Source organism: Desulfopila aestuarii DSM 18488 (assembly GCF_900143695.1).
In the GTDB taxonomy this organism is placed as follows: domain Bacteria; phylum Desulfobacterota; class Desulfobulbia; order Desulfobulbales; family Desulfocapsaceae; genus Desulfopila; species Desulfopila aestuarii.
Genome location: NZ_FRFE01000009.1, coordinates 63512 through 88252, shown reverse-complemented (window position 1 = coordinate 88252; position 24741 = coordinate 63512). Strand labels below are relative to the sequence as shown.

The 24741-nt window shown below is 48.5% G+C and carries 17 protein-coding genes; 9 read left to right on the top strand and 8 right to left on the bottom strand.

The features are described from left to right. Positions 1-41: 41 nt before the first annotated feature. The 5 genes from BUF15_RS10745 to BUF15_RS10725 all read right to left on the bottom strand — a co-directional run bounded on the left by BUF15_RS10745 (position 42) and on the right by BUF15_RS10725 (position 7286). Positions 42-599: a TRAP transporter small permease subunit gene (locus BUF15_RS10745; protein WP_073613480.1), complete on the bottom strand. Its 558-nt coding sequence runs from the start codon at positions 597-599 to the stop codon at positions 42-44. A 204-nt stretch (positions 600-803) separates the two neighbouring features. After that, a complete protein-coding gene (locus BUF15_RS10740) occupies positions 804-1889 on the bottom strand; it encodes a TRAP transporter substrate-binding protein (protein ID WP_073613479.1) in 1086 nt (361 codons plus the stop codon). 356 nt (positions 1890-2245) lie between these two features. Then, positions 2246-4612, bottom strand: coding sequence for an ATP-binding protein (locus BUF15_RS10735; RefSeq protein WP_073613478.1), 2367 nt, complete (start codon positions 4610-4612; stop codon positions 2246-2248). Continuing rightward, positions 4613-5686, bottom strand: a complete 1074-nt coding sequence (locus BUF15_RS10730) for an ABC transporter substrate-binding protein (RefSeq protein WP_084553870.1) — start codon at positions 5684-5686, stop codon at positions 4613-4615. It lies immediately after the preceding gene. Positions 5687-6452: 766 nt separating this feature from the next. Further along, entirely contained in the window at positions 6453-7286 is an 834-nt protein-coding gene (locus tag BUF15_RS10725; RefSeq protein ID WP_073613477.1) for a substrate-binding periplasmic protein, read from the bottom strand. Positions 7287-7747: 461 nt separating this feature from the next. Between BUF15_RS10725 and BUF15_RS10720 the strand changes: the two genes are divergently transcribed. Next, positions 7748-8794, top strand: coding sequence for an asparaginase (locus tag BUF15_RS10720; RefSeq protein ID WP_073613476.1), 1047 nt, complete (start codon positions 7748-7750; stop codon positions 8792-8794). 9 nt (positions 8795-8803) lie between these two features. Further along, entirely contained in the window at positions 8804-10672 is a 1869-nt protein-coding gene (aspA, locus tag BUF15_RS10715; RefSeq protein ID WP_073613475.1) for an aspartate ammonia-lyase, read from the top strand. 175 nt (positions 10673-10847) lie between these two features. On the opposite strand, the gene BUF15_RS10710 is transcribed toward aspA, so the two are convergent. Both BUF15_RS10710 and BUF15_RS10705 read right to left on the bottom strand, forming a co-directional pair. Then, a complete protein-coding gene (locus BUF15_RS10710; RefSeq protein ID WP_073613474.1) occupies positions 10848-12809 on the bottom strand; it encodes a methyl-accepting chemotaxis protein in 1962 nt (653 codons plus the stop codon). A 70-nt stretch (positions 12810-12879) separates the two neighbouring features. Continuing rightward, the gene (locus tag BUF15_RS10705) at positions 12880-13365 is read right to left on the bottom strand and encodes a cache domain-containing protein (RefSeq protein ID WP_073613473.1); all 486 of its coding nucleotides are present in this window, start codon (positions 13363-13365) and stop codon (positions 12880-12882) included. Positions 13366-13665: 300 nt separating this feature from the next. On the opposite strand from BUF15_RS10705, the gene BUF15_RS10700 reads away from it, so the two are divergent. From BUF15_RS10700 to BUF15_RS10670, 7 genes are all read left to right on the top strand, one after another. After that, positions 13666-14799 (top strand): ABC transporter substrate-binding protein, encoded by a 1134-nt coding sequence (locus BUF15_RS10700; RefSeq protein ID WP_073613472.1) that lies wholly within the window; start codon positions 13666-13668, stop codon positions 14797-14799. Then, a complete protein-coding gene (locus tag BUF15_RS10695) occupies positions 14796-17411 on the top strand; it encodes a hybrid sensor histidine kinase/response regulator (RefSeq protein WP_073613471.1) in 2616 nt (871 codons plus the stop codon). Before BUF15_RS10700 ends, BUF15_RS10695 begins: the two co-directional genes overlap by 4 nt. A gap of 159 nt (positions 17412-17570) precedes the next feature. After that, positions 17571-18248, top strand: a complete 678-nt coding sequence (locus tag BUF15_RS10690) for a GntR family transcriptional regulator (protein WP_073613470.1) — start codon at positions 17571-17573, stop codon at positions 18246-18248. A gap of 40 nt (positions 18249-18288) precedes the next feature. Beyond that, positions 18289-18891 carry a 2-oxoacid:acceptor oxidoreductase family protein gene (locus BUF15_RS10685; RefSeq protein WP_073613469.1) on the top strand — a complete coding sequence of 201 codons (603 nt, stop codon included), beginning with the start codon at positions 18289-18291 and terminating at the stop codon, positions 18889-18891. Between the two features lie 47 nt (positions 18892-18938). Next, positions 18939-19235 (top strand): 4Fe-4S binding protein, encoded by a 297-nt coding sequence (locus BUF15_RS10680; RefSeq protein WP_073613468.1) that lies wholly within the window; start codon positions 18939-18941, stop codon positions 19233-19235. 1 nt (position 19236) lies between these two features. Further along, positions 19237-20439, top strand: coding sequence for a pyruvate ferredoxin oxidoreductase (porA, locus tag BUF15_RS10675; protein WP_073613467.1), 1203 nt, complete (start codon positions 19237-19239; stop codon positions 20437-20439). A gap of 10 nt (positions 20440-20449) precedes the next feature. Further along, positions 20450-21346 carry a thiamine pyrophosphate-dependent enzyme gene (locus BUF15_RS10670; protein ID WP_143170694.1) on the top strand — a complete coding sequence of 299 codons (897 nt, stop codon included), beginning with the start codon at positions 20450-20452 and terminating at the stop codon, positions 21344-21346. Between the two features lie 90 nt (positions 21347-21436). Here BUF15_RS10670 and BUF15_RS26575 read toward each other — a convergent pair whose 3' ends face one another. Continuing rightward, a complete protein-coding gene (locus BUF15_RS26575; protein WP_084553864.1) occupies positions 21437-24343 on the bottom strand; it encodes a PAS domain S-box protein in 2907 nt (968 codons plus the stop codon). Positions 24344-24741 lie beyond the last annotated feature (398 nt).

Below are 24741 nucleotides of genomic sequence, written 5' to 3'. Positions count from 1 at the left end.
GGAGGATTGGGCTGTTGCCACTTACGGTTTAAAGATACAGCTCACACTTGATTACCGGATTGTGATAAAGGGGGCTTCCCGGAGCCGTCCCCACTGCCAAACAACACTAGAAAGCTTTTCAACCCCAGCGACAGTCCCTGCATCAGGATCAGGCAATAGGCAATGGGCAGAACCGCCTTCAGCGCGAACCGAGCGGGAATTCCACCCGGATCAATCGAAACCTCCCCTACTGTGTAGGACGTGATAACCCAGGGGATGGAGGTGGTCAAAACCAGGTAGCATGATGGCAGCAGAAAAAACAGCACCCCGAGAAGGTTCACCAGAGCCCGTTTTTTCTCTCCCATTGTCGAATAGAAGATGTCAACCCGTACATGTCTGTCGTGAAGGAGGGTGTACCCCGCTCCCATCAGGAAAATAAAGGCGAAGAGATGCCACTCCACTTCGGACATGAAGACGGAGCTGGTGTTGAAGACATACCTCATCACCACATTGGAAAAAATTACAGCTATGAAGATGAAAACAGCGGCAGACACAAGGTAACTGCCTATCCACTCATTTACAGCATCGCACAATGCGATGATTTTTTTTATAATTTTCATTGGCTATGCTGCGATTGATTATGCAAAGCAGGTAGTCCTTGAACAATCAGGGAAGTCGTTCACATTCGAGCCGCGTCCCAATATCACCACAAGTGCCCCTCAGGCAATTCCTATGGGGCACTTGTGGCTAACCTCAGTTGCGTTCACTTACCATCCAGGATGCAACCAAGAGTTTGGCCGCATCAACATTTTTTCAAGGTTCCATCAAGTCATTATGTTCCAGTACACCTTTTCCGACATCTGGCCCCAGACCGCGGTCTTGGCCTGGAATGCTTTGTAATCTTCATGCACCTTCATTGCGAACGGATCTTTTTTCGCTTCCTCTTCAATGACCTCTTTGGCGACCGCCTTCACTTTTTCAATGACGTCATCCGGATACACCTCCACTTTCACGCCATGCTCCTTGACCAGTGTGTCGAGCGCGACGCCGGACTGGGCATCAAAAGCCGCAAGGGTCCTGATGTTTGTATTGGCCGCCGCGATATGGAGGATCTTCTGAAGATGCTTTGGAAGCTCGTCATAGGCTGCTTTGTTGCAGAAAACATCCAACACCGGACCGAACTCGTGCCACCCCGGAGTGTAATAATATGGGGCAACCTTGTACAAGCCAAGAAGAATGTCGTGCACCGGACCGACAAACTCAGCCGCGTCAACGACACCCCTTTCAAGCGACGGGAAGATCTCGGCGGGCGGGAGCATCACGGTGGTGACGCCAAGTTCCGAGAGCACTTTTCCGGCGATGGAGCCGATTCTCATCTTCAACCCCTTGAGATCTTCAACTGAGTTGATTTTCTTTCGGTACCAGCCACCCATCTGCACACCGGAATTACCGACAACCATCGGCACGAGGTTGAACTGGCTGTACAGCTCGTTCATCAAATTCATGCCGTTTCCTTCATAAAACCATGCATTTACAGACTGAGCGTTCATCCCAAAAGGTAAAGAGCCGAACCAGTTGAACGCGGTGGAATTGCTCGCCCAGAAGTAGGGAGAACCCGTTCCCATCTGCATTGTCCCCTGGGATACTGCATCGAAAGCCCCGAATGGGGGGACAAGCTCCCCGCCGCCATACATTTTTATGTCCAGCTGGCCGTCAGACATCTCCTTGACGTCCTGGCAGAACTGCTTCACCCCGTCAAACATGATCTTGACCTTGGGGTTCCAGAACGAGGTGGCTTTCCAGCGAATCTTCTTTGTCGATGCAATTACCGCCGGCGCTCCCACCGTCACCGATGCCGCAACCGCGGCGGTACCCAGTGCTGCCTGTTTCAGAAACGTCCTTCTCTCCATGATGCCTCCTGATCGTGTCTAATACTTAAAACCTGCCGCGCAGCCGTCCCCAGAGAGGGGCAAATCCATGTCAGGCAGATCGTGTTCATTTATGAGTCAAATACGATGTATAAACCATGCACCCGCACATTATTAACATAGTTATTCAAATCTTCTACATAAATTAAGTCTTGTGACCGTTCAGCTTTCAACATTGCCGAATTGAACAAATAAAGGAGACACCTGTTTACAGCCCCACCCAATGTCAAAATCTGCTTTGAAAGAGACTCCCTCTGAGATTGTTTAAGCTGATAATAACTTTTTATTTCAACACCTTTGAAGTTATTAATGATACTCAGCAGCTTCCACGATGGGCTTTATAACGAAAATTCATTTATTTTTTCTAATGATTTGTAAGGGTCAATCGGTTTAGCCAGATAGTCGTTCATGCCTGCCGCTAGGCAACGGTCATAATCTTCCTTTAAGGCATGGGCCGTCAAAGCAATAATAGGGATATCACTTTGGGGTGAATTGAGTTTTCGAATTTTCCCAGTGGCAGTCAATCCGTCCATCACGGGCATTTGCACATCCATCAGGATGAGCTGATAAGGTATCATTTCAATTGCCTTAACAGCTTCCTCGCCATTGGCCACAGCATCAGCCTGGAAACCAAATTTTTCCAGCAACGCTAACACGAATTTCTGATTGATACCATTGTCCTCAGCGACCAATATCCTGAAGTTCTTAGCACTTGAAGAAGTCACACCCCTTTCTTCTGGCGATATGGCAGCCTTCTGTGTGCTCCCCGAAGAGCGGCTATCTGTAGATACAAGAATATTCAACAGAACAGGTTGCTTGATAGGCTTGGCGACACAAACATCATACTCACTGTTCCGCCTTGTCGCCTCCTCCATTTTCTGACCAAAAGGGCAGAGTAGTATGAGACGGGTATTCTGCAGATCTGGGTCGGCCTGGACTTGCTTTCCCAGAAATTCCGTCTCAAATTCTGAGATTTGGGAGTCGACTACAGCTATGTTAAACGGGCTACCGGAATCTCTGGCCTGCCTAAGCGCAATCAAGGCCTCTGTTCCTGTTCCTACCAGCTGAACTCTACAATCCCAGGAATTCAACATTTCATAGAGGACAACCTTTATGGTAACAGTGTCGCCCACCAGGAGAACGTTTTTCTGCCTGATTTCAGCAATACGTGCGTCCTCTGTTACCTTGTTTGCAGCCTGCAGGCCCACCCTAACCCTAAACTGAAAGGTCGAGCCTATCCCTGGTTGGCTCTCGACCTCTATGCTTCCCCCCATCAGTTCGCTCAACTGTTTACTGATGGCAAGTCCCAGGCCGGTGCCACCATATTTGCGCGTAGTGGAGCTATCTACCTGCGAAAACGGGAGAAAAAGGTTTTTACGTCTATCCTGGGGGATGCCAATACCCGTATCCTTGACACTGAAACGTACCATCGCCCGTTTCTCACCCATTGTCTCCAGCATGACATGCACCAGCACGTGCCCTGTCTCTGTGAACTTTATAGCATTGCCTACCAGATTAAGCAGAATCTGCCGCAACCGACCAGGATCGCCACATACCTGACTCGGCACGTCGTGGTCGACCAGGCAAGCCAACTCCAGTCCTTTCTCATACGCCGCCATCACCAGAATGTCGATCACATCATCCACGGCACTGCGCAGCTCAAAATCAAGAATTTCGAGCTCCAGTCTGCCCGCCTCGATCTTTGAGAAATCGAGAATGTCATTGATGATTGTCAACAGATTATCCGCGCTTCTCCTCACAGTTTCTGCATAATCCCGCTGTTCAACGGTGAGCGGAGTATCCAGTAGCAGACCAGTCATGCCCATCACGCCATTCATCGGCGTGCGGATCTCATGACTCATGTTGGCCAAGAATTCGCTCTTGGCCTGATTGGCGTTTTGTGCAGCTTTCTGGGCCTGCTTGCGTTCCTTAACTTCCTTGACCAACAGATCCCTGGATACTGTGGTTTTCTGCAGATCGAATATCATCTTGTCAAAAGTCTGGGCCAGCTGACCAATCTCATCATGCCTTTTGATTGCCAGAGGCTGGACAAGCTCTGTCCCCTTTTTTCGGACCTGTTGGATCGCTCGCATCAGTTCCTTGATGGGATTAGTAACCAGAGCGGATAGAGCGAAAAGCAGTAGGAGAATCGCAGCTGCGAGAAGCAACACACCGATGGCGACTGACTGGACGAGCAAATTCTTTCTTTTTTCGGCGATAATCGTTTGAGGAAGGCCTATGCGAACAGCGCCAATCAGATTTTTATAGCTACCCAAAATGGGAATAATGATATCGTAATGTGGCTGACCCATCCAATTGATAATCTGGATTTTTCGAGACTTTGATCGAAGGGCCCCGAGACTATCGGGATCAGTTTCTATGCTGCCATGCCTTGACGGGTCGTTATGAAAGAGCGTTTTCCCATTCTGATCAATGACCGTTGCATAAGCAACATCCTCATGTTTTCGGACAATATCCTGACATTGCTCCTCAAAGCCGACAATATTGTCGATAGGGATTTTCAGCCTCAGCAATCTTTCCAGTTGGAGTTTGAGGTCCTGGGCAATGGCAAACCCTCTGGCTTCCAGTGTCAGGGTGTATTCTTTTGTAAAAAAATACGCGCTGGTCAGCGTATTCACGCCAATGGCCAGAGACAGTATTACAACGGTAATACAAACAATTTTCGCCCTGATACTTAAACGCATTTAATCATTCCATGAAAAACTCTCGACGATCTCCGCTGAAAGCAAGATGCTCGATTTAAACGAAATACCTAGGCGGTTGGCTCTGGCAAGACTAATGACCGCTTCTCCCTTTACGGTAGGCACCATGTCAAAACTAGCAGGGCTTCGCCCGTCTACAAGAATACCATGGGCAATCTTTCCAGCAGCCAGTCCCTGCTCATAGCCGGAGACAGTTACAGTACACAATGTCCCATATGAAATTCTGTCTTTCCAGAAGCTGAAGTCCGGCAACTGGCTGTTGTTTGCCGTCCATTTAAGCACCTCAGTATATGGTACGTTTTGACCATCGTCATCTTTGAACGTAAAAATACCCAAGAGTCCTATAGCATCGACATTGCCTTGGTAGCTTTTTATCTTTTGTTTATACTCGTCAAAACTATGAATAACATCCCAGCTGACAATCTCTATACCTTCCAATTCATTCAGTTTCTCTTTCATTCGCTGAATGACCCCCGGCCAAGTGGGCCCTTCATCAAGAACGATAGCAATCTTCTTGATACCCGGCACACCCATTTTCAGCAACTCGACAGATTCAACAAAATGTTCATGCTCAAGAACACCTGTAATATTAGTACTCCCATTAAATCCATATTCATCGGGATCAGCATTGACCCCGCTAAAAACAAAGGGTGTGTCGCTGTTAACATAATATCTGGCTACATACTCCTGAGCATTATCATCGTTTGTATAGACCAGGTCGGGCTTCCAGGATTCGATGAGCTCTCTAGCCTGCAGGCCAACGACTTCTTTCCACTCTTTGGAACTGTTGCGCTTTGTGTCCATCTGGAAAACTTTATATTCAACATCCACATCTTTCAGGGCTTCCTTGAATCCCGCCAGCTGATCATCCGTCCATTTCCAGGGAGAATGATAGCTCATAACATGCAATATCTTATATTTTTTGATGTGTGACACGTCACCTGCTGCCTGGATAGGAAAAGCATAGAGACAGATGCCAACCATAAAAAAACTTCCAATAACAGCTAAAAGGGATCTCCCGCATCTTAGGTCTGTTTTCTTTGCGCTCTGTCCCATTGCTCTTCTCCCTGTTAACACGTCTGAATTGCATGAAGGCGGTTCATCCCCCCATGCAAGCAACCATTTTGACACCAGTCACTGACTGGCAGGTATATGCTCTAGGAGCCTGAATCATTAACAGAATCGTTGACCATACACTTCTCATTATTCTCTCAAGGCAAGTTCTGTCAACTGTAAGTTATCGTTTTTCCCTGATCATTCAAATCATTAGACAACAAAGGTTAACCTTGTATTATACCAATGATTGTTCGTACAAAAGACATGAGAAAAAATGTGGGAAGCATATCCTATTATTGTAAGCCAAGCTAATGACTTTTTTGGGGAATATTCAGCTTGTTCGATCAACGGTAAGTGATCAAAAAAATATTCGATCATTTGGCATATTTCAAAAACAGGAGTTGTACTGAAAGGCACCCACGCCACCCAGGAATGGCCTTGCAGGGAATACCAGAAATAACAATTCGCACAATGCTATCGCCACCTATGTCAATAGATTTATGGATATTTGCACTGGACCTCTGAGAAAAACAATACGTTACCACACAACAGGCACTCCCAGGTGTTTCATAAATCGAGCGAAAGCATTCTCACAAAATGCAATGCGCCCCATTGTGGGGCGCATTAAGATCACATACAATTCCGAACCAGCACATGCAGGAGGTGATGGTGAATTATAATCACCCAAGGGTCACGAAAAAAATCCTGTCTCTTTTCTTTCTGTTTTTGCAACGTATTTAAATATATGGATTATACTGGATGGACACTACTTAATCTCGGAAAAATTGTACTCTTTGAGGATGGCATCAAATGTTCCGTCTTCTTGAATTTCCTTCAAGCCGTGATTGAACGCATCAACAATCTTTTGAGGGGTCTCTATTTTCTTTGAAATGATCACATGCAGCTTATTTATCTGAAGTGGTGGAGAGAGGATCTCAAGGGCGCCACGCCATTCGGGGAGATGCGTGTTAATAATATACAGGACATTCAATTTTTCATCCGCCAGGAGATCGAACCGCTTCCCCATCAGCTTTTGAATATTGAGGTAAGCAGACGTAGCAACATCGAGATTCTGCTCAAATTCCGGCTTCAATAACTCGTAAGGTCCCGAGTCTCTTGCAACACCGATTCTGTATGGCTGTAAATCCCGGAGTGTCGTATAGGTGATTTTTTCTCCCTTTCGTTTGAAAAAGACAAGTTCAGTTGTCAAAAATGGTTCTGAATAGATAAAAAACTGTTTTCGTTCCTCGGTATACCAGGCACCTAGCACGCCATCACAATCTCCCGTTTTTGCCATATTGAACGCCCGAGTCCATGGAAACCATTCCAGTTCAAGCGAATAACCGCCTCGGGTAAAGGCCCTCCTGACAAGCTCGACCACCACCCCACCATTATCCAATGTCTCGCTATAATAGGGCTCCCAATTCTCACCGATACAGAGTGTTACCGTCGCCAATTTTCCATCACCGCTCCTACCATTTTCTGCCGCATAAATCTTCGATTCTACCCCTGACAAGATCATGACGACGACAAAAGCAACAAGAAGGATCTTGCTCTTCTGTACTGTGTTATATGTGCCTGAGAATAGAATGCTGCTCATACCTTCTTCACTCCTAGACATGATCTATAGCAACAATCAGGGAAATCGTGCCAGTTGATGATACTATATGACAGAATTCGGTACAATTCAGGGTCGAGCTACAACAAGGATTTGAAGATGAGCAAAAAGAGGGTGAGACTTTTGACGGTACATCTACTCAAATTACTTCAACTGGCTCACCAGCCACCGAATCTGCCCTTACCCGTAAACCATCTCCATTCCTGCGCTCCGAGATCATCGCTCTCAGCATAACCCCTCATCGGACTGTGCTTTTCATCATTCACACGATGCAATATCACTTGACATAGCTCCTTTTATAGTATCATAATTCCTTTTATAGGATACATAACCCTATTATAGGAAATAAATAAGAGAGGAACCATTTCGATCGAGGCACAAAGCGTTGCGTTTCTGAGCATGCCCGAGAACAAAAAAAATCACGTATTCTGAGGAATTGCATTTTGAAAAATATCGTCATTCTCGCAACCGGCGGAACAATCGTCTGCTCTGACCAAGGGCAAGGTTTACAGCCGTATTATACCGTGGATGACCTGCTGGACCGTATCCAGCCGGCCATAGGTTACTGCAAAATTGTCGGCAAAACCGTCATGAATATCGACAGCTCAAACATGACACCGGAAAGCTGGCTGACCATTGCCCGGCAAGTCACCGAACATTACCGGGAATTTGACGGTTTTATCATCACCCACGGCACGGATACCATGGCCTATACCGCGGCCGCCCTCTCCTACCTGCTCGATGGTCTGAATAAACCGGTGATCCTTACCGGATCCCAATTTTCCATGACCGACAGTCGAACCGATGCACTGCAGAATTTGAAAGATTCTCTCCTTCTGGCCGGAGAGAATATTGCCGGAGTCTTTATTGTTTTTGACGGTAAAGTCATCAACGGCACCAGGGGAATCAAGACCAAAACCCGCAGCTACGACGCCTTTGAAAGTATCAATTACCCGCTGGTAGCAACAATCAAACACAATAGGATCGAATACAGCCCGATGGTCCGGCAGACCTTTCGCCAAATGCCAATTACAGCACATGAAAACTGTCAGCCTCCGGAACTAGTTGCAACCCTTGAAAAACAACTGCTAGTTCTCAAGATATTTCCCGGCCTGGATCCCAAAATATTCGAATATATCCGCAACAACTTCAAAGCTGTGATCATCGAAAGCTATGGCACCGGAGGTGTCTCAACAGACAGCATCGATCTTGCCGGAAAAATAAAAGACATTGCAGAAGCCGGTATCGTTGTCGCCATTACCACCCAGTGCCTGAAGGAAGGCGTCGATCTACAACTCTACGAAGTTGGCCGCAAACTGCCGCTTGAAAAAATCATCTACGCCAGGGACATGAACACGGAAGCGCTGGTTCCGAAACTGATGTGGGCAATGGCCAAGGCAGAGACTTTTCAGGAAATAAAACAGTTGGTGGAAACACCCGTTCGGGATGACCTGCTGCCATATGACACCATACATTGCAGAGAAAACTAAGGAGATCACATGATCATTGAAAAAAGCAGTATCCGGCATGCCGCAAAAACATCAGGTATCAGCGAGGAAGATCTTGCTATCTTTTTTGCTGAAGGAATACAACAGACATACCAACCTAACGAGTGGCTGTTTCAGGAGTCTACCCCCAGGCAATGGGCTGGCATTATCCTTGATGGCGAAGTCGAACTGGTGCGGGGTTTGCACGGTTCCTCTCGTCGTATCGCCACAATGATTGCAGGCTCAATGATCAGCGAAGGAGCTTTTCTGGACGGGGACGCCCACAATAGCGGAGCCTTCACCCGTAACGGCGCGACCGTCTGGCAGATTCCAGTTGAGAGAATTGCAGCGTTCAGAGAAGTTAAACCCGAACTGTTTTACCGAATCGTCTCCAGGGTGGCAGTAGGAATCAACCGCCGTTTACGGATGCTGACCAGACAACTGCATGACAGCAAAAGCGGTGATGTGGTGATGAGCGGTTTTCGTCTCGAACACGACTCACTTGGCATGCGAGAGATCTCAGATGATGCGTATTACGGTGTGCAGACCACCCGGGCCATGGAGAACTTTGCCATTTCAGGGATCTTTGTCCGTAATTTTGAGCATCTGATCGAAGGGTTGGCCATGGTGAAAAAAGCCGCAGCGCTGACCAATCATGAGCTGGGCGCCATCAATGAAGCAAGAATGCAGGCCATCTGCGGCGCCTGCGACGAACTGCTCGAGGGAAAACTACACGACCACTTTACCGTCGATATGTTCCAGGGCGGAGCAGGCACTTCGACAAACATGAATACCAACGAGGTCATTGCCAACAGGGGGCTTGAACTCATGGGCTACGCAAAAGGCGAATACCAGCACCTCCATCCCAACGACCACGTCAACTGCTCCCAGTCCACCAACGACGCTTACCCCACAGCGATCAAACTGGCAGTGTTGCTCTCAGCCCGCAGTCTTCTCCGGGCTATGGAAGAGCTGCGCCATTCTCTAGAGATGAAAGCCGCAGAGTTCAGCGACGTCCTGAAAATGGGCCGTACCGAAAATCAGGATGCCGTTCCAATGACGCTTGGTCAGGAATTCAACGCTTATGCGGTAATGATAGATAGCGCAACCAAAGCACTCGATAGGGCTGCCGATGAATTTCTTGATATCAATATGGGTGCCACAGCCATCGGCACCGGCATCAACAGCCCGCCCGGCTATGCCAGCCTGGTGACGAAAAGGCTTGCCGAAGTAAGCGGATTCCCGTTGCGAAAAGCCCGCAATCTCGTCGAGGCCACCCAGAATGCCGGAACATTTGTCCAGATGTCGGCAACCTTGAAGCGAGCCGCCGTACAAATTTCAAAGATCTGCAACGACTTGCGCTGGATGTCCTCAGGCCCGCGCTGCGGTCTCAATGAGATTAACCTGCCACCAATGCAGCCCGGCTCTTCCATCATGCCAGGGAAGGTCAATCCGGTCATTCCGGAGTTGGTCAACCAGATATGCTATCAGGTTATGGGCTATGATAACGTGGTGTCGATGGCTGCGGAGGCCAGCGAACTTGAACTTTGCATGGCCGAACCGATTATCGCCTACGACCTGCTTCATGGCATGATGATATTGAAAAACGGCTGTGTGGCACTAACTTCACGATGTGTAGCAGGCATTGAAGCAAACCGTGACATTTGCCGCGGCTATGTCGAGAAAAGTATCGGCCTGGTCACGGCCCTCGTTCCGGTTATCGGCTACGAGCATTCGGCAGCTATCGCCAAGGAAGCCTTGAAAACCGGTGGCAGTGTCTACGATCTGGTTCTTGAGAAATCGCTCCTCTCCAAAGAAGAACTCGATGACATTCTCCGCCCGGAAAACATGACGGATCCACGAGAAATCCCACGGAAATGAGGATGCATAAGGATAGAGACAAGACGTGTTGAGAGCGGCCGGCAGATACAACGGCCGCCTTTTTTTTTGAATCTTGAGAGATTCTCCCTATCTCACGACATACAATGCGCCCCACATGGGGCGCATAAAAAGACAAATATAGTTTTCGAAAATCAGTGCAGCTTAATGGTCGCCATCAAACCTTGAACTGCTGGACCATCACATTCAGTTTTTCGGCCAGATCGGATAACTCTTTTGAACTCGCCTTCACCTGGTTACTCGAGCCGGTCATCCCTTCAGAAGCTGTGGTAACGTCGGCGATTTCAACCGTAATGGAGTTTGCGGCCTCAGCCCCATCGGCAATGGTCATGTTAACCTCGCTGACACCCTCGGTTGCCTTGGCCACATTGCCGGCGATATCCCTGGTGGTTACCGACTGTTCTTCAACTGCCGCAGCAATTGTAGCGACAAGTTCGTTGACCTGTCCAACAACCTTGGCAATATTTCCGATCTCAGAGACGGTATTTTGGGTCGAACTCTGGATACCTTCCACCTGCTGCTTGATCTCACCTGAAGCAGTTGCCGTCTGCTTTGCCAACTCCTTGATTTCATTGGCTACAACCGCAAATCCCTTTCCCGCCTCACCGGCCCGGGCAGCCTCAATGGTGGCGTTTAACGCCAGCAGGTTGACCTGCTCGGAGATTTCGGAAATCGTTTCAACCACTTTGCCAATCTGATCTGCGGCGGTTCCCAGTTCCTCAATCTGCTCAGTTGCCCGCCTTGTCTGGCCAACAGCAGCCTCGGCAATCTCACGGCCTTTTTCGGTATTTGCGGCAATTTCGCTGATCGTTGCCGTCATCTCTTCTGCTGCTGCGGCGACGATGGTAAGGTTGCTGACCGTCTCCTCCATGATGCCGGCTGCGGACCCGATGGTGGAGCTCATCTGTTGGCTGGATGAGGAAACAGTGGCAGCCTTGCCGGAAGTCTGCACGGCATTGGCCGAAAGATGCTCGGCTATATCGGCCAATTCCCTTGATGATTTATTCAATTCTGACGCGTTACCGGCCACCTCCGCGACAGTGGTCTGGATTTTTTCTACAAAGGTGTTAAACCAGCGGGCCAGCTCACCGACTTCGTCCTTGCTTTTCAATATGATCCGCTTGGTCAAGTCGCCATCACCTTCAGCCGCGTCGCGCAGACCGGCCACCACACTGTTGATCGGTTTCACTACTGTTGAGGTAACAAAAAAGATCACGACGATGGCGATGGCAACAATAACAGCCGCCACCAGCGTATTGATCCGTCCCAGGCTCTTGGCTGATGCCAGGATTTCATCATCCGGCACATTGACTGCAACAATCCAACCCAGACCCGAAATTTCTCTGAAGGCTGCAGTTTTGCTGACGCCTTCAAACGTATATTGAATCATACCGTTTTTCTGGGAGAGAATTTCCTTGCCGAAATCGAAATCATTCAAGTTCAGCTTCATGATGTTCGATTTAACGGGATGGGCAAGGACTATGCCATCCTTACTGACCGCGTATGCATACCCGGTTTCGCCAATTTTAATGGAGTCGATAAATCGACTTGAAAACGTGTCAATATTCACAACCCCAAAGAGAACCCCACTGACAGTCTTGTTTTCATGCACAGGCGCCGCGATAAAGATAACAGGGTTCCCGGTGTTGCGGCTGCTGCTGACATCGGAGACAAACGTCTCCCCTGCCATTGCCGCCTTGAAGTATGCCCTATCTCCCACATTTATCTTGCCGATAATGGCCTCTGTGCTAGAAGCAACTATTGAGCCGTCTCCACCAGCCAGAGCGATATCTTCATAATATCCATAATCCTGCTGCAGCCCTTTGAGTTTTTCATTCGCGTTCACCCTGGCTGCTTTGCCGACAAAAGAATCCTTGAGTGACTTGGCATATATTTCCTCATGACTCCAGCTACCTAGATCAAGACGCCGGTCCTGAAGCCAGCTTTCAAGAATTGTCGCCAATGAACCAACGTTCTGCTCTATATTCTGGCGAAGAGCCCCCGTCAGCGCATTTTTCGACTTGATATAGGAAACACTCGTCGCCACGCTCATACCGACAATAATCAGCAGGACAGCCGGAATTAGGAATTTATTTCGTATATTGAGATTGAATGACACAGTCTGTCCCTCCTGAATTCTGAAGACTCATGGCAGAAATTCTTTCTGCCCGGCCATGCACCAGCCCAACTTACTTCAGCGTAGCATTGAGTTCTTCCACCTTTGCTGTGTCACTGTAGACACCCGCCATCACTGTATATGGGGTGCCTTCAACGAGAATGGAGAAGGTTATTTTTCTGGAAGGTTCCGTCTCTCCCGGTTTCGGCCAGGGATATTCAGTCCACCCGCCACCAGGTTGCGCCCCGGCATCACAAAGCTTTTTGTTCCATTCATATGTTTTATCGAGGTCAACACTTCTGAGTTTCTCAAGGGCAAATGGATGGGCTACCATTTCACTAGGACAACGCTGGACCAACACATATGTATCCTTGTAGACAAACTCACCTTTGGGATCGTTAAATGCGGGAAACGATTCCTCACCAAGGGCTTTGACAACGTCATAGGCTTTCAACACGAGGTTATACACATCCTCCGGACTTGCGTTTTCATCCTCAGCATATGATACAGAAAAGCCAAACAGCAAAACACATACGACCAACAGTGCTTTCTTCATCATGGTTTCCTCCAGGTGTTAAGACATAACATGATACGGTATCTGTCTCTGCTCATCAGATTTCCCCCGTCCCTGCGGGGGACTACTTATGAGCCTATCACAAGGTGATTTCAAACATCAAATTTTTTCGTAAAAGATACAGAACTGGCCGAATAACCACCTTTTTTCATCCCTCCTTTTTATCTGCAATTCTTTAAGGTACAATTATATTTGATATACTTATTCTTTCGGCAATCGCTGCAATTCTCGATCAGCCAGTATTACCAAAGGATATTGACCCTCTGTTTAGCGGAGCCTACAACGATGAATAGGAAAGCTATCTTTTTCACTGCAATTTTAGTTGCGATTCTCGTCTCCCTAGGTGTTTTCTGGACTAACCGAGCGGAAAAACCCATACTCATAGGTTTTGTTGCCGGCCTGTCGGGAAAATTCGCCGATCTTGGCGTTGACTGCCGTCGTGGCGTGGAAATGGCAATTAGCAGAGTCAATCAATCTCACGGAGTCAAAGGCAAACCTATCGAAATGATCGCCATGGATGACGGTCAGAATGAAAAGATGGCTCTGGATGCCGTTAAATCGCTGCTGGAGAAAAATGTCCCTGTCATTATCGGACATGCCACCAGCAGTATGACCATGACCACATTACCGCTTGTAAACGGTAGCCAAACCCTGCTTGTCGGTCCCACATCTTCGACCTCTCTGTTACAAGACCTAGACGACAACTTCATCAGATCCTGCGCCGTTTCAACGGCTGCAGCAGCCATGCTGGCTCGTTACCTCATTACTGTGAAGGGAGCGAGGTCCGCAGGAGTTATCTATGATCTCGGTAACAAGGCGTATACCGGCATCTGGTTTGAAACCTTCAAAAAAACCTTCCTTGCAGAAGGAGGAATCAGAGTCGAGCCGCTGACATTCACCTCCAAACCCGACCTCCAGTTATTGCCACTCGTTCAGCATATGCAAGAACGTCAAGTTGATGCCCTGGCCATTGTCGCCAATTCCGTTGACGCGGCCATGTTATGCCAACAGGTGCGCAAATCCGGCTGGCAGGTTCAATTGGCCCTTGCTGACTGGGCGGCAACCGAACAGCTGATCAACCTCGGCGGCAGCGCCGTGGAAGGCGCAACCATCCAGCAATTCTTTAACAGAAAAAGCACCAAGCCTGCCTATGTCGAGTTCAAAAAGGAGTTCGAGAACCGGTACAAGACAGAACCGGGATTCGGAGCGCTTCATGCCTATAATGCGGCCATGATGGTTTTCAAATCTATGAATGAGCAGCATGAAAATGAAACACTCAAACAGGCAATTCTTCGTATCTCTCATTTTAAGGGTCTTCAGGATGACATTGTCATCAACAAGTATGGGGACTCAAACCATCCTACTTACATGGGGGTTGTTCAAAATGGCGAGTTTGTGATTCTCGAGGACTACCGGTGAAGAAGACACACACCCTTCGACAATCACTGATCACTTCTCACATTCTCGTGAGCCTCATACCACTCTGTTTTATTGCGCTTTTCATTCTTCTTTTCATTATCAGGAACGCTAATGAGGATTTTAGGGTCCGGATCGACCTTCTATCCAAGGGAATAAGGGGCCAGATCGAGCTCTTCATGGATCAGCCACTGACCTCTCTGAACACCATCGGCAGTATGCTCTCCGATTCAAAATCGGCCAGCGAAGATAATATCACCAGGATCCTGAATACCCATATCCGTGAGTCACTCTATTTTGAGTCTATTTATCTTTTAAATCCGATAGGTGAAGTCATTAATGCCGGGCTGCCTGTTGAACGTGAACTATCCCGGCCCGACTTGATTGGAATAAACCTTGTTCATAAAAGAGAATTCCAGGCTGTACGGGTAACGGGTCGCCCTCAATGGTCCGACACCTTTCTGTCGCTGGTTAGCGGAAAAATCAGCCTTACCCTCTATGTGCCGTCAGGAAAAAATGTCCTCGCCGCTGACATCAACCTTACCACTCTGGCACAATTTATAGATCGCCTCAGCTCCGACACGGTTGTGACAATGGTAATAGACAGTAACGGCGCAATCATTTTCCATCCCAACCCGGACCTGGTCAAAAGAAGCATCATGCTCAATGATATTGATCTTGTTTCGGCAGCATTGGCAGGTGAAGAGAGGGTCGGACATTTCACCCTTCAGGGAAAAAGCTTTCTCGGTTCCACAAGTATTATTGAACAAACAGGCTGGGTGTCTCTTATTGCTGAGCCTACCGAAAAATTTTCCTCATTTCTGATAATTCCGCTTTTAATTATTGGCAGCGGTATTTGTGCCGCTGTAGGTCTTTCACTGGTGTTGGCAGTCTTGCGGGCCCAAAAGCTTTCCCGCCCCCTGACAGAGATAACGGCAAAAAGCAGCATCATCGCTCAAGGTGACTATACCAACCCCGTGCCCCCTAACAACTTCAGCGAGCTACAACAACTCGCCGACAGCATTAACCAGATGGCTACAGCGATACAAAAGCGTGAAGCCGAGTTACGTGACAAGGAACTCAATTATAGGGAACTGGTTGAGAACACCAGCAACCTGGTATTGCGCCTTGATAGAAATTTCATCATTTCCTACGCCAACCATACCATCCAGCGGCTGACAGGCACCCCTATAGCCAATGCGATAGGCATGTATTTTCGGATATTTATTGTTGCAGACGACTGGCCTACTCTTGAGAAATCCATCCGCTCATGGGTTGAAGACAGAATCGAAAGCAATGATGCTGAGTGCCGGATACGTAATCAGGACGGGGAAACAAGCCACCTGCTCCTGTCTTTCAACCTTCATTACAGTGACGAAGGTTCACTCACCGATCTCAACATTATCGGTCATGACATTACAGTTCGTTACGAAATCGAGCAGCAGCAAAAAGAGCTTGAGATGAAGAGGCAGCAGTCCCACAAAATGGAGCTGCTCGGTTTAATGGCTGGCGGAGTCGCCCATGATCTGAACAACATTCTTGCGGGAATCATCAACTATCCCGAGTTGCTACTTCTCGACTTAGACAAAGACAATCCTCTAAGGAGGCCGCTTATAACCATCCAGAAATCCGGTGAAAGAGCGGCAGCGGTGGTTGCCGACCTGCTTACAGTTGCCAGGGGTTCCGCAGCGGTCCATGAACCCACCGACCTCAATCATCTTGTAAACAACTACTTCACCACCCCTGAATTTCAAAAACTGCAAGATTCCCATCCTGATATCGAGTTGACCTTCACTCCATGCCCTGACATCTGGCTCTGCAACTGCTCACCTATTCATATAGAAAAAACCATTATGAACCTGGTGATGAATGCCTTCGAAGCCATCAAGACTCAAGGAAGAGTCGAAGTAACGACAGCCAACATCGCTGCTGAAAAGCTTGCCGATATTGCCGCCAACCAACCACCCGGAAAGTATGTTGCCATGACCGTCAGGGATACCGGTAAAGGGATCTCAGAGGCGGACCAGAAGAGAATTTTTGAGCCGTTCTTTTCCAAAAAAGGTTTAGGCCGCAGCGGCACAGGGCTCGGACTTACCGTGGCCTGGAATAGTGTGCGTGAACACGGCGGCACCATTGCTGTAAACAGCAATTCGTCAGGTACACAGTTCACAGTCCTGCTACCCGCACTAAATGAGGCCTCCGTCTCCCAGAAGCAGCCGGAAGAAGCGGCCCATCTTCGAGGCAACGGCGAGCACATTCTTGTCGTTGACGATGAAGAATCGCTCAGGGAAATTGCCTGCAATATGCTTAGATTACTGGACTATAAAACATCATCAGTCAAGAGCGGTGAAGAGGCATTGACCTTTCTCCGCAACACCCCTGTCGATCTTGTCCTGCTGGATATGCAGATGGACCCCGGCATGAACGGCAGAGAGACGTATTCGCGTATTAAAAAGGACAATCCGCTGCAGAAGGCGTTGATAGCCACCGGTTACTCGACCAGCAAAGATGTCGAGGCAACCCTGCGAGAAGGGGCAGGTGCGTTTATCAAGAAACCTTACAGCCTGCTCAGCCTGGGACAAGCCGTCCATAAAGTATTACAGCGCGATATGTAGTAGGCATCCATTCATTCTTTTCACAATCCCTCAATCAACATAACAAACTGGTTTAATGATATTTTCACTCATATTGTCTTTGTAAATTAGAGAATTGTTGACAATTTATCTCGAATGTTCGACAATCAATACCATGTAATTATCCATGGAATGGCTTAAATGAAATCATTGAAATTTGACGATACTCAAGGAATAAAGCTCAACCGGGCTACAGTTGCCATTGAGATCCAGGCTCTCATCCGAAAAATGGTGTTCACCGGTACGCTTGCCGCCGGTGACCGCATCAACGAAAAACTGTTTTCCGAAAAGTTGGGTGTCAGCAGGGGACCGATACGTGAGGCCCTTCAGGCGCTGCGCCAGGAAGGATTGGTTGAGATCATTCCAAACAGAGGTGCCTTTCTCAGAAAGTTGTCCATGAAGGACGTCCTTGACCTTTATGATGTCATGGCCGGATTGGGGTTTTCTGCCGGTCGGCTGCTGCCTATGCGCATTACGGAAAAACAATTGTCCGATCTTAAGGGATTGCATGAGAAGATGGTCCGCGCAGTTTCCGAAGATGACCCATTATCGTTCTTTAAATACAATCAGGTTTTCCATGAGTTACTGTTTAAGGCGACCAAGAACGACACCTTATTGGAGATGATGCGAGGCATCGAAAAACGGATGATGCTCTACCTTCACCGTGAAGCCACCAAGACCTTCATGCTCCGCGATTCCAACATGCAGCACGAAAAAATTCTCACCGCTATTTCAAAGGGCGATTCGGAAGGTGCAGCTGTCGCTCTCATGCAACACGTACTCTTTGGCAAGCAGCGGACGATTGACCAGATGATGTAGGGGGTACATAACGTATAAATCATAGTATGGAGAATGCCCTATGATACAGATCAAGATCTATGGCCTTGGCGGGCAGGGAGTGGTAACGGCAGCAAAAGTACTTTGCGAAGCTGTGGCCATACACGAAGATGCCCATGCCCAGGCGATTCCCGCATATGGTCATGAACGTCGTGGCGCCCCTGTCTACGCTGATGCGGTGATAAGTCGCGACCCGATTAAGATGAAAGGTTTTGTCTACGCTCCGGACTATGTGGTGCTGTTCGACGATTCGGTCATCGATAAGGGGATCGATGTGATGGCCGGGACCTCAGAGCAAACTGTCTTTATTGTCAACACTCAGAAGTTAAAGGATAAATACCCGTTCAAAAGCAACAAAATCTACCGTGTGGATGCCCAGGCCGTGGCACTGAAATCCCTAGGCCGGGACATTCCGAACACGGCAATGCTGGGGGCCTTGGCTGGTGCTGGCATCGTCGGCATCGAGGCTGTCAAAGCGGCGATCACCAGCAAATTCGGTGACTCCGCCCCAAAGAATGTTGAAGCGGCTGAAGAGGCCCGCCGATTGATCAGGGCTGACGAGAAAGCGGAACCGAACAAGGATATCGACACCAACACAAAAAACCACGCCGCCTTTGTCAAATAATCATCTCAACAGGCGCGGCCAGAGGTTGCAATCGGGAGAAAAATAAGATGGCAGAAAAGGTAAAGACCATTTACGGGCCCTGCGCGCTGGTCTATTGCAGCACCAAGACCGGCACCTGGCGTATAGTACGCCCCCAGATTGACGGTGAAAAGTGTGTATTGTGCGGTATTTGCGAGAAGTACTGTCCTACCGGAGTAGTGAACACTATAAAGATGAAGACCGAGGACAAAAAAAAGGCAGAGGGCAGAGTTGAAATTGATATGACCTATTGCAAGGGCTGTGGTATTTGCGCCAACGTTTGCCCCCACGATTCGATAACCATGATCGATGAAAGAGAGGCCTAAAATGAAAAAAGTCATGCTTGAAGGCAACTTTGCCGCTGCCGAGGCCATGCGCCTGGCCCGCATCGGGGTGGTGTCGGCCTATCCCATAACTCCCCAGAGCCCTATTGCCGAGGTGCTCAGCGAATACACCGGTGATGGACGTCTTGATGCAAAATACATTCGCGTGGAATCCGAGCACACGGCCATGTCGGTGGCCATTGGCGCGCAACTAACCGGTGTCCGTACAGGAACCGCCACCTCATCGGTCGGGCTGGCTCTGATGTTTGAAATGCTCGGTGTGGCCGCAGGACTGCGATTGCCCATTGTCATGCCGGTAGTCAACCGCGCACTGGTGAGTCCCTGGAGCCTGTGGTGTGATCACCAGGACAGCATGGCCGCCCGCGACACCGGCTGGATGCAGCTCTATGCCGAAGACTGCCAGGATGTGCTGGACCTGTGCCTGATAGCGTACAGAGCGGCGGAAAACGGCGATGTGCTTGTACCCACCATGGTCTGTATGGATGGCTTTTTTCTGTCGCATATGAGTCAGGCAGTGTATGTGCCGTCCCAACAGGATGTGGACGATTTCCTACCGCCCTACCAGGCCAAGAATCTGAAGTTAGATATCGCAGATCCCATGTTCGTCAACAACCTGATTCCGCCTACCGAATTCATGGAAATGCGCTATCAGCAGCACACTGGTTTCTCCAATGCCCTTCCGGTCCTGAATACGGCCATGAAGGAATTTGAAACCCAATTTGGTCGAAGTCATTCCCCCATCGAACCCTACTGCTGCGATGACGCCGAGGCTATCCTCATCTCCCTCGGTTCCATGTCAGGCAGCGTGAAAGAGATGGTAGACCAGTATCGCGCCCAGGGGAAAAAAGTTGGCAATCTGAAAATTGTTTCCTTTCGCCCCTTTCCGGAAGAGGACTTGGTCGCAGCTATTCCTCGTGGTGCGCGGGTGGGGGTACTCGATCGCAGCATGAGTATGGGAGCCCCGGCGGGGCCAGTGTGTAATGATGTACGCTCGGCAATATCCAACCAGGGCCTAAACGTCAGAATCCAGGGCTTTGTCGTAGGACTTGGAGGGCGCGATGTGCGCCCGGTAGCGATCACCTCCGCCTTTGACCGACTGCTGGCTGGTCAATACGACAAGGACGTTCAGTGGCTCGATATGAGTGACAATGCAATGACCCTCAGGCAATACAGGGAGGCAATCTGATATGCTGACGATAAAAGATCCCACCAAAGGGTTGGTCGCCCATGGCGTAAGCACATGTGCAGGATGCGGACTGGAACTGGCCATTCGAGTGATTCTCGACGTGATGGGCGAAAATACCATCATTGTCATACCACCAAGTTGTTCAGCCCTTTTCTCTGGTTTTGGCAATGAAACCACTTTGAGAATTCCAGGCGTTCAGGGCAACCTGGAAAACACTGCGGCCATCGCTGCCGGTGTTCGTGCGGGCCTCGAGTACCAAGGGAAAGGCGACATCAACGTACTTGGTCTGGCCGGCGACGGCGGTACAGCGGATATCGGCTTGCAATCTCTTTCCGGTGCCTTGGAGCGCGGGGACAAGATACTCTATGTCTGCTATGACAATGAAGCCTATATGAACACCGGAATCCAGGGCAGCAGCTCAACTCCCATGGGTGCCTGGACCACCACCACGCCCTACGGCAAACCGGTGAAACGAAAAAATCTCATGCAGATCGTTGGCGCTCATGGCATTCCCTATGCGGCCAGCGCCTCCATTGGCTATATCGACGACCTTCGCAAAAAAGTGGTAAAAGCAAAGGCTGCAATAGCTGAAGGTCCAGCCTTTTTACACATCCATGCTCCATGTCCCACAGGCTGGGGATATGACCCGGCCCTGACCGTAGAACTGGCGAAACTGGCAGTAAGCACTAGATGCTGGAACCTCTTTGAACTGGTAGACGGCAGCAAAGTCAACATCACCAAAAAGGTAAACAAGGTCAAACCCGCAGAGGAATACCTGACGCCACAAAAGCGGTTCACAGGTATCGATGCTACGACCCTGGCAATGGTACAGACCCAGATCGATAAAGACTATGCACGACTCGAACTGCTGGCAGGCTTAAGTTGCGAAACAGATTCGGCAGCATAACTCTCAACGGCCGTACTCTTTTCTAAAAATATCATAATATTAATAGGGCAAAGCTGAAATGCTTTGCCCTTTTTACGGCGTGGGTGGGATTCAGTTTTGCACTAACACTTCCCACACTTTTGACGTCAGAGCTTCATAGGAGACCGGCTTCTGCAGGAAATGGGTTCCCTCGTCAAGCACACCTTGCTGGGCAATAATGTCGGCAGTATAACCGGACATGAAGATGACCTTCATCTCAGGACGAATGACCTGCAAGATGTCCCGCAAATCTTTGCCATTCATCTCAGGCATAACCAGGTCTGAAAGCAACAGATGAATGGGGCCTGGATGTTCTTTTGCCAAAGAAATGGCGCCATCAATGGTCGATGCTGCCAATACCGCGTAACCACCCTTTTCAAGCATGGTTTTGATCAGCTTTAAGAACATCTGATCATCTTCAACGAGGAGAACGGTTTCTGTTCCTTGCCGGAGAGGTTTAACGATTATCTCTTCGACGGGCTCCACAATTGTGAGTTTTCGAGGGAGATAAATATGAAAGGTTGTTCCATGCCCCACCTCGCTCGTCACCTCAATAAAGCCGCGGTTCTGTTTAACCGCTCCATAAACAGTCGATAACCCCAGCCCCGTTCCCTGCCCGAAATCTTTGGTTGTAAAGAATGGATCAAAAATCTGATCCAGATTTTCTTTGCTGATTCCATGGCCATCATCTGAGACGGAAAGTTGCACGAAATCACCTTGCTGAGCCTCAGGGTGAGCTTTCTTGTCACTCTCTGTAAAGGAACAGTTCCGCGTTTGAATTGTTATTTTCCCAATACCAGAGATCGCATCACGGGCATTAACACATAAATTGGCAAGAATCTGATCCAATTGAGAAGGGTCTATATTAACAGCCCAGAGATGGGCTCCTGGATTCCAGATAAGCTGGATATTTTCACCGATCAACCGTTGCAGCATTTTCAGCATACCCGTCACGGTATCATTCAGATCGAGCACTTTAGGGGTGATTGTCTGCTTCCTGGCAAAAGTAAGCAATTGCCTGGTAAGGTCAGCCGAACGCTTTGCAGCGCTTCGGATTTCTTCTAAATCATCAACAAACGGACTTGCGGGATCAGCTTCCATCAAAGCCAGTTCAGTGTGTCCGAGGATAACCCCCAGCATATTGTTAAAATCATGCGCTACGCCACCAGCCAGTTGGCCAATCGATTCAATTTTCTGAGCTTGCTGGAGTTGTGATTCGAGTTTTAATTTGTCCTCTTCTGCCTGCTTGCGCTCGGTGATATCCCGCCATGTGGTGTGGAGCATGTTCTGCCCTTTGATCATGACGGGCATGAGAGAAACCTCGACGATGAACTCGTCTCCTGCAGCATTGACGCAGGTCCAGTCGAACCGATGCCGCCCCTTGCTGTAGGCTAATGCTATCATTTCCTGTGCCGCCTCGTCAGAGCGCCGGCCGTCGGGTTGAAACTCCGGTGAGATTTTGGTAGGCGGCAGGAGCAGAAACTGCTCACGAGTCATTTTCAGAAGATCAAGAGCTGCCTGGTTGCACTCCACAAAAACCCCGGAACCGTCGATAAGAAGGATGGGATCAGAAGAACCCTCAAACAGCTTTCTGAACGTAATCTCACTCTCAAGCAATGCATCTTCAGCAATTTTTCGTTTCGTGATATCCTGGAAGAAGCCAACTACCTTATGTTGATCTCTATCAACTTTGCCGATCGTGTGAACCCATCTCAAGTTGCCTTGAGCCGTTTGAATTTCCAGCTCAAGATCATATGGCTCATCAAACTCAATTGCGCGCTGTATGGCTTTTTCCAGAATCGACCTTGAAGTGGGGGTATAAAATGTAATTGTGGTCTCAAGAGTCGGTTGAAATGTTCTGCTGTCCACCTCATGAATACGATAGACCTCCTCCGTCCATTTTATCTTCAAAGAAGCAATATCAACTTCCCAGCCACCGACTTTACCGACTTTCTCCGTCTCTCTGTAAAGATGCTGAAGGTTTTCCAGCTCCAATTCCGTTTTTCTTTTCTCCGAGATATCCGTAAAAAAGCCCTGAAGGAATTGTTTGTTCTCAAGATCGACAAGGGTTGCCTTGATTTCCACATCAATAATTTTACCACTGGCGGTCACCAGCTTGCTCACGAGAGTTTCCCCACTTTTTTCCTGTAGATGCTGCTTAAAAGTATGGGTGAAATTCTCCTCATGTTCTTCAACCGGATGGAAGTCTTTTTGCTTCGTTCCAATGATTTCAGACATGTCTCTTTCCAACATTTCGGCAAACACGGTATTGCAATCAATAACAGTACCCGTAGCCGGATCTGCCAGAGCAATGCCGTAGGAAGCCGAATCAAACATTTGGCGAAGCCGAGTTTTCTGAAAATCAAGTTCTGAACGCATTCTTTCAAAAAACAGAATCAGCATGCCAAGGGCGATGATAATCGCACAGGTGGTACCGATCATGTAACCAAAAGGCGCAAACCACTCTACTGGTCGAAGGAACGGATAATCGGCCTGATGTAGCCCCCAGACAATAAATGTGATGCCAACAACTCTTTTCCCGACCCCCGTGGAGAAGTCTGAACGTAAAAAACTGTATCCCACCCAGATGTCAACGCAGGCAAAAAATCCAAATAGCGGGATATTCAACATCAGGAAGGAATAATTGAAAAAAACTGCAAGAGCTGTCCAGGCGAGGACAAGAACGAATGCCCCTTGCCAAATTGGAGAAATTTTTTCTTCGATAAACTCAGAGGTTCCCGTGTACAGGAAATACAAACTGATAACTATCATGCTCAAACTGGCAAACGAGAGCGCCGGAGAGTTGCCATTGGCAATGATGATGAGAAGAAAGATATATCTCAGGGAATGAACAGCCCAGGCGAGAAACCACAACGCCAGGAATTTCTTCCGGTAGGCATAGTAGAGATAACCATAAGCGACACTGAGTAGAGTGCACCCAATCAATGTTGAAAGAACTGCCGGAAAGAGCCAGGACATAAAGGGAAATCCTTATAAAACCAAGTTGACTCAACAAGGTTCAGATGGAAAAAAGAGTGTGAAACCTTGATGGAGAGTTAGAGGGTTCATCCAATTTTTATTGAGTAATGATGTACATTAGCTGATCATTGCTATTGAGGCAATGCCTTCCCCCTATTCCATATAATGAGACGTCTGTACCACACCAAATGGTCACGTATTCTGCGTTTCAACCAATGATTGCCACTTTTCAACCAGGCCTCTTCAGTAACGGTTATTTTGCATGAATATAAGGCGTCAGCCTTTGCTATTTGATTGATCTCATATTAAAACAGAAAAAACTTTATATTTACTGACACTTTCATCCATCAGTAACCATTGCACGGCTTCCACCTTTCCAGTACTATATGTCAACAACT

Bases quoted from the DNA above. Each gene is read 5' to 3' on its own strand.
- BUF15_RS26575 (WP_084553864.1), bottom strand. From the start codon at position 24,343: ATGTCCTGGCTCTTTCCGGCAGTTCTTTCAACATTGATTGGGTGCACT.
- aspA (WP_073613475.1), top strand. From the start codon at position 8,804: ATGATCATTGAAAAAAGCAGTATCCGGCATGCCGCAAAAACATCAGGT.
- BUF15_RS10680 (WP_073613468.1), top strand. From the start codon at position 18,939: ATGGCAGAAAAGGTAAAGACCATTTACGGGCCCTGCGCGCTGGTCTAT.
- BUF15_RS10725 (WP_073613477.1), bottom strand. From the start codon at position 7,286: ATGAGCAGCATTCTATTCTCAGGCACATATAACACAGTACAGAAGAGC.
- BUF15_RS10745 (WP_073613480.1), bottom strand. From the start codon at position 599: ATGAAAATTATAAAAAAAATCATCGCATTGTGCGATGCTGTAAATGAG.
- BUF15_RS10740 (WP_073613479.1), bottom strand. From the start codon at position 1,889: ATGGAGAGAAGGACGTTTCTGAAACAGGCAGCACTGGGTACCGCCGCG.
- BUF15_RS10700 (WP_073613472.1), top strand. From the start codon at position 13,666: ATGAATAGGAAAGCTATCTTTTTCACTGCAATTTTAGTTGCGATTCTC.
- porA (WP_073613467.1), top strand. From the start codon at position 19,237: ATGAAAAAAGTCATGCTTGAAGGCAACTTTGCCGCTGCCGAGGCCATG.
- BUF15_RS10705 (WP_073613473.1), bottom strand. From the start codon at position 13,365: ATGATGAAGAAAGCACTGTTGGTCGTATGTGTTTTGCTGTTTGGCTTT.
- BUF15_RS10685 (WP_073613469.1), top strand. From the start codon at position 18,289: ATGATACAGATCAAGATCTATGGCCTTGGCGGGCAGGGAGTGGTAACG.
- BUF15_RS10690 (WP_073613470.1), top strand. From the start codon at position 17,571: ATGAAATCATTGAAATTTGACGATACTCAAGGAATAAAGCTCAACCGG.
- BUF15_RS10730 (WP_084553870.1), bottom strand. From the start codon at position 5,686: ATGGGACAGAGCGCAAAGAAAACAGACCTAAGATGCGGGAGATCCCTT.
- BUF15_RS10735 (WP_073613478.1), bottom strand. From the start codon at position 4,612: ATGCGTTTAAGTATCAGGGCGAAAATTGTTTGTATTACCGTTGTAATA.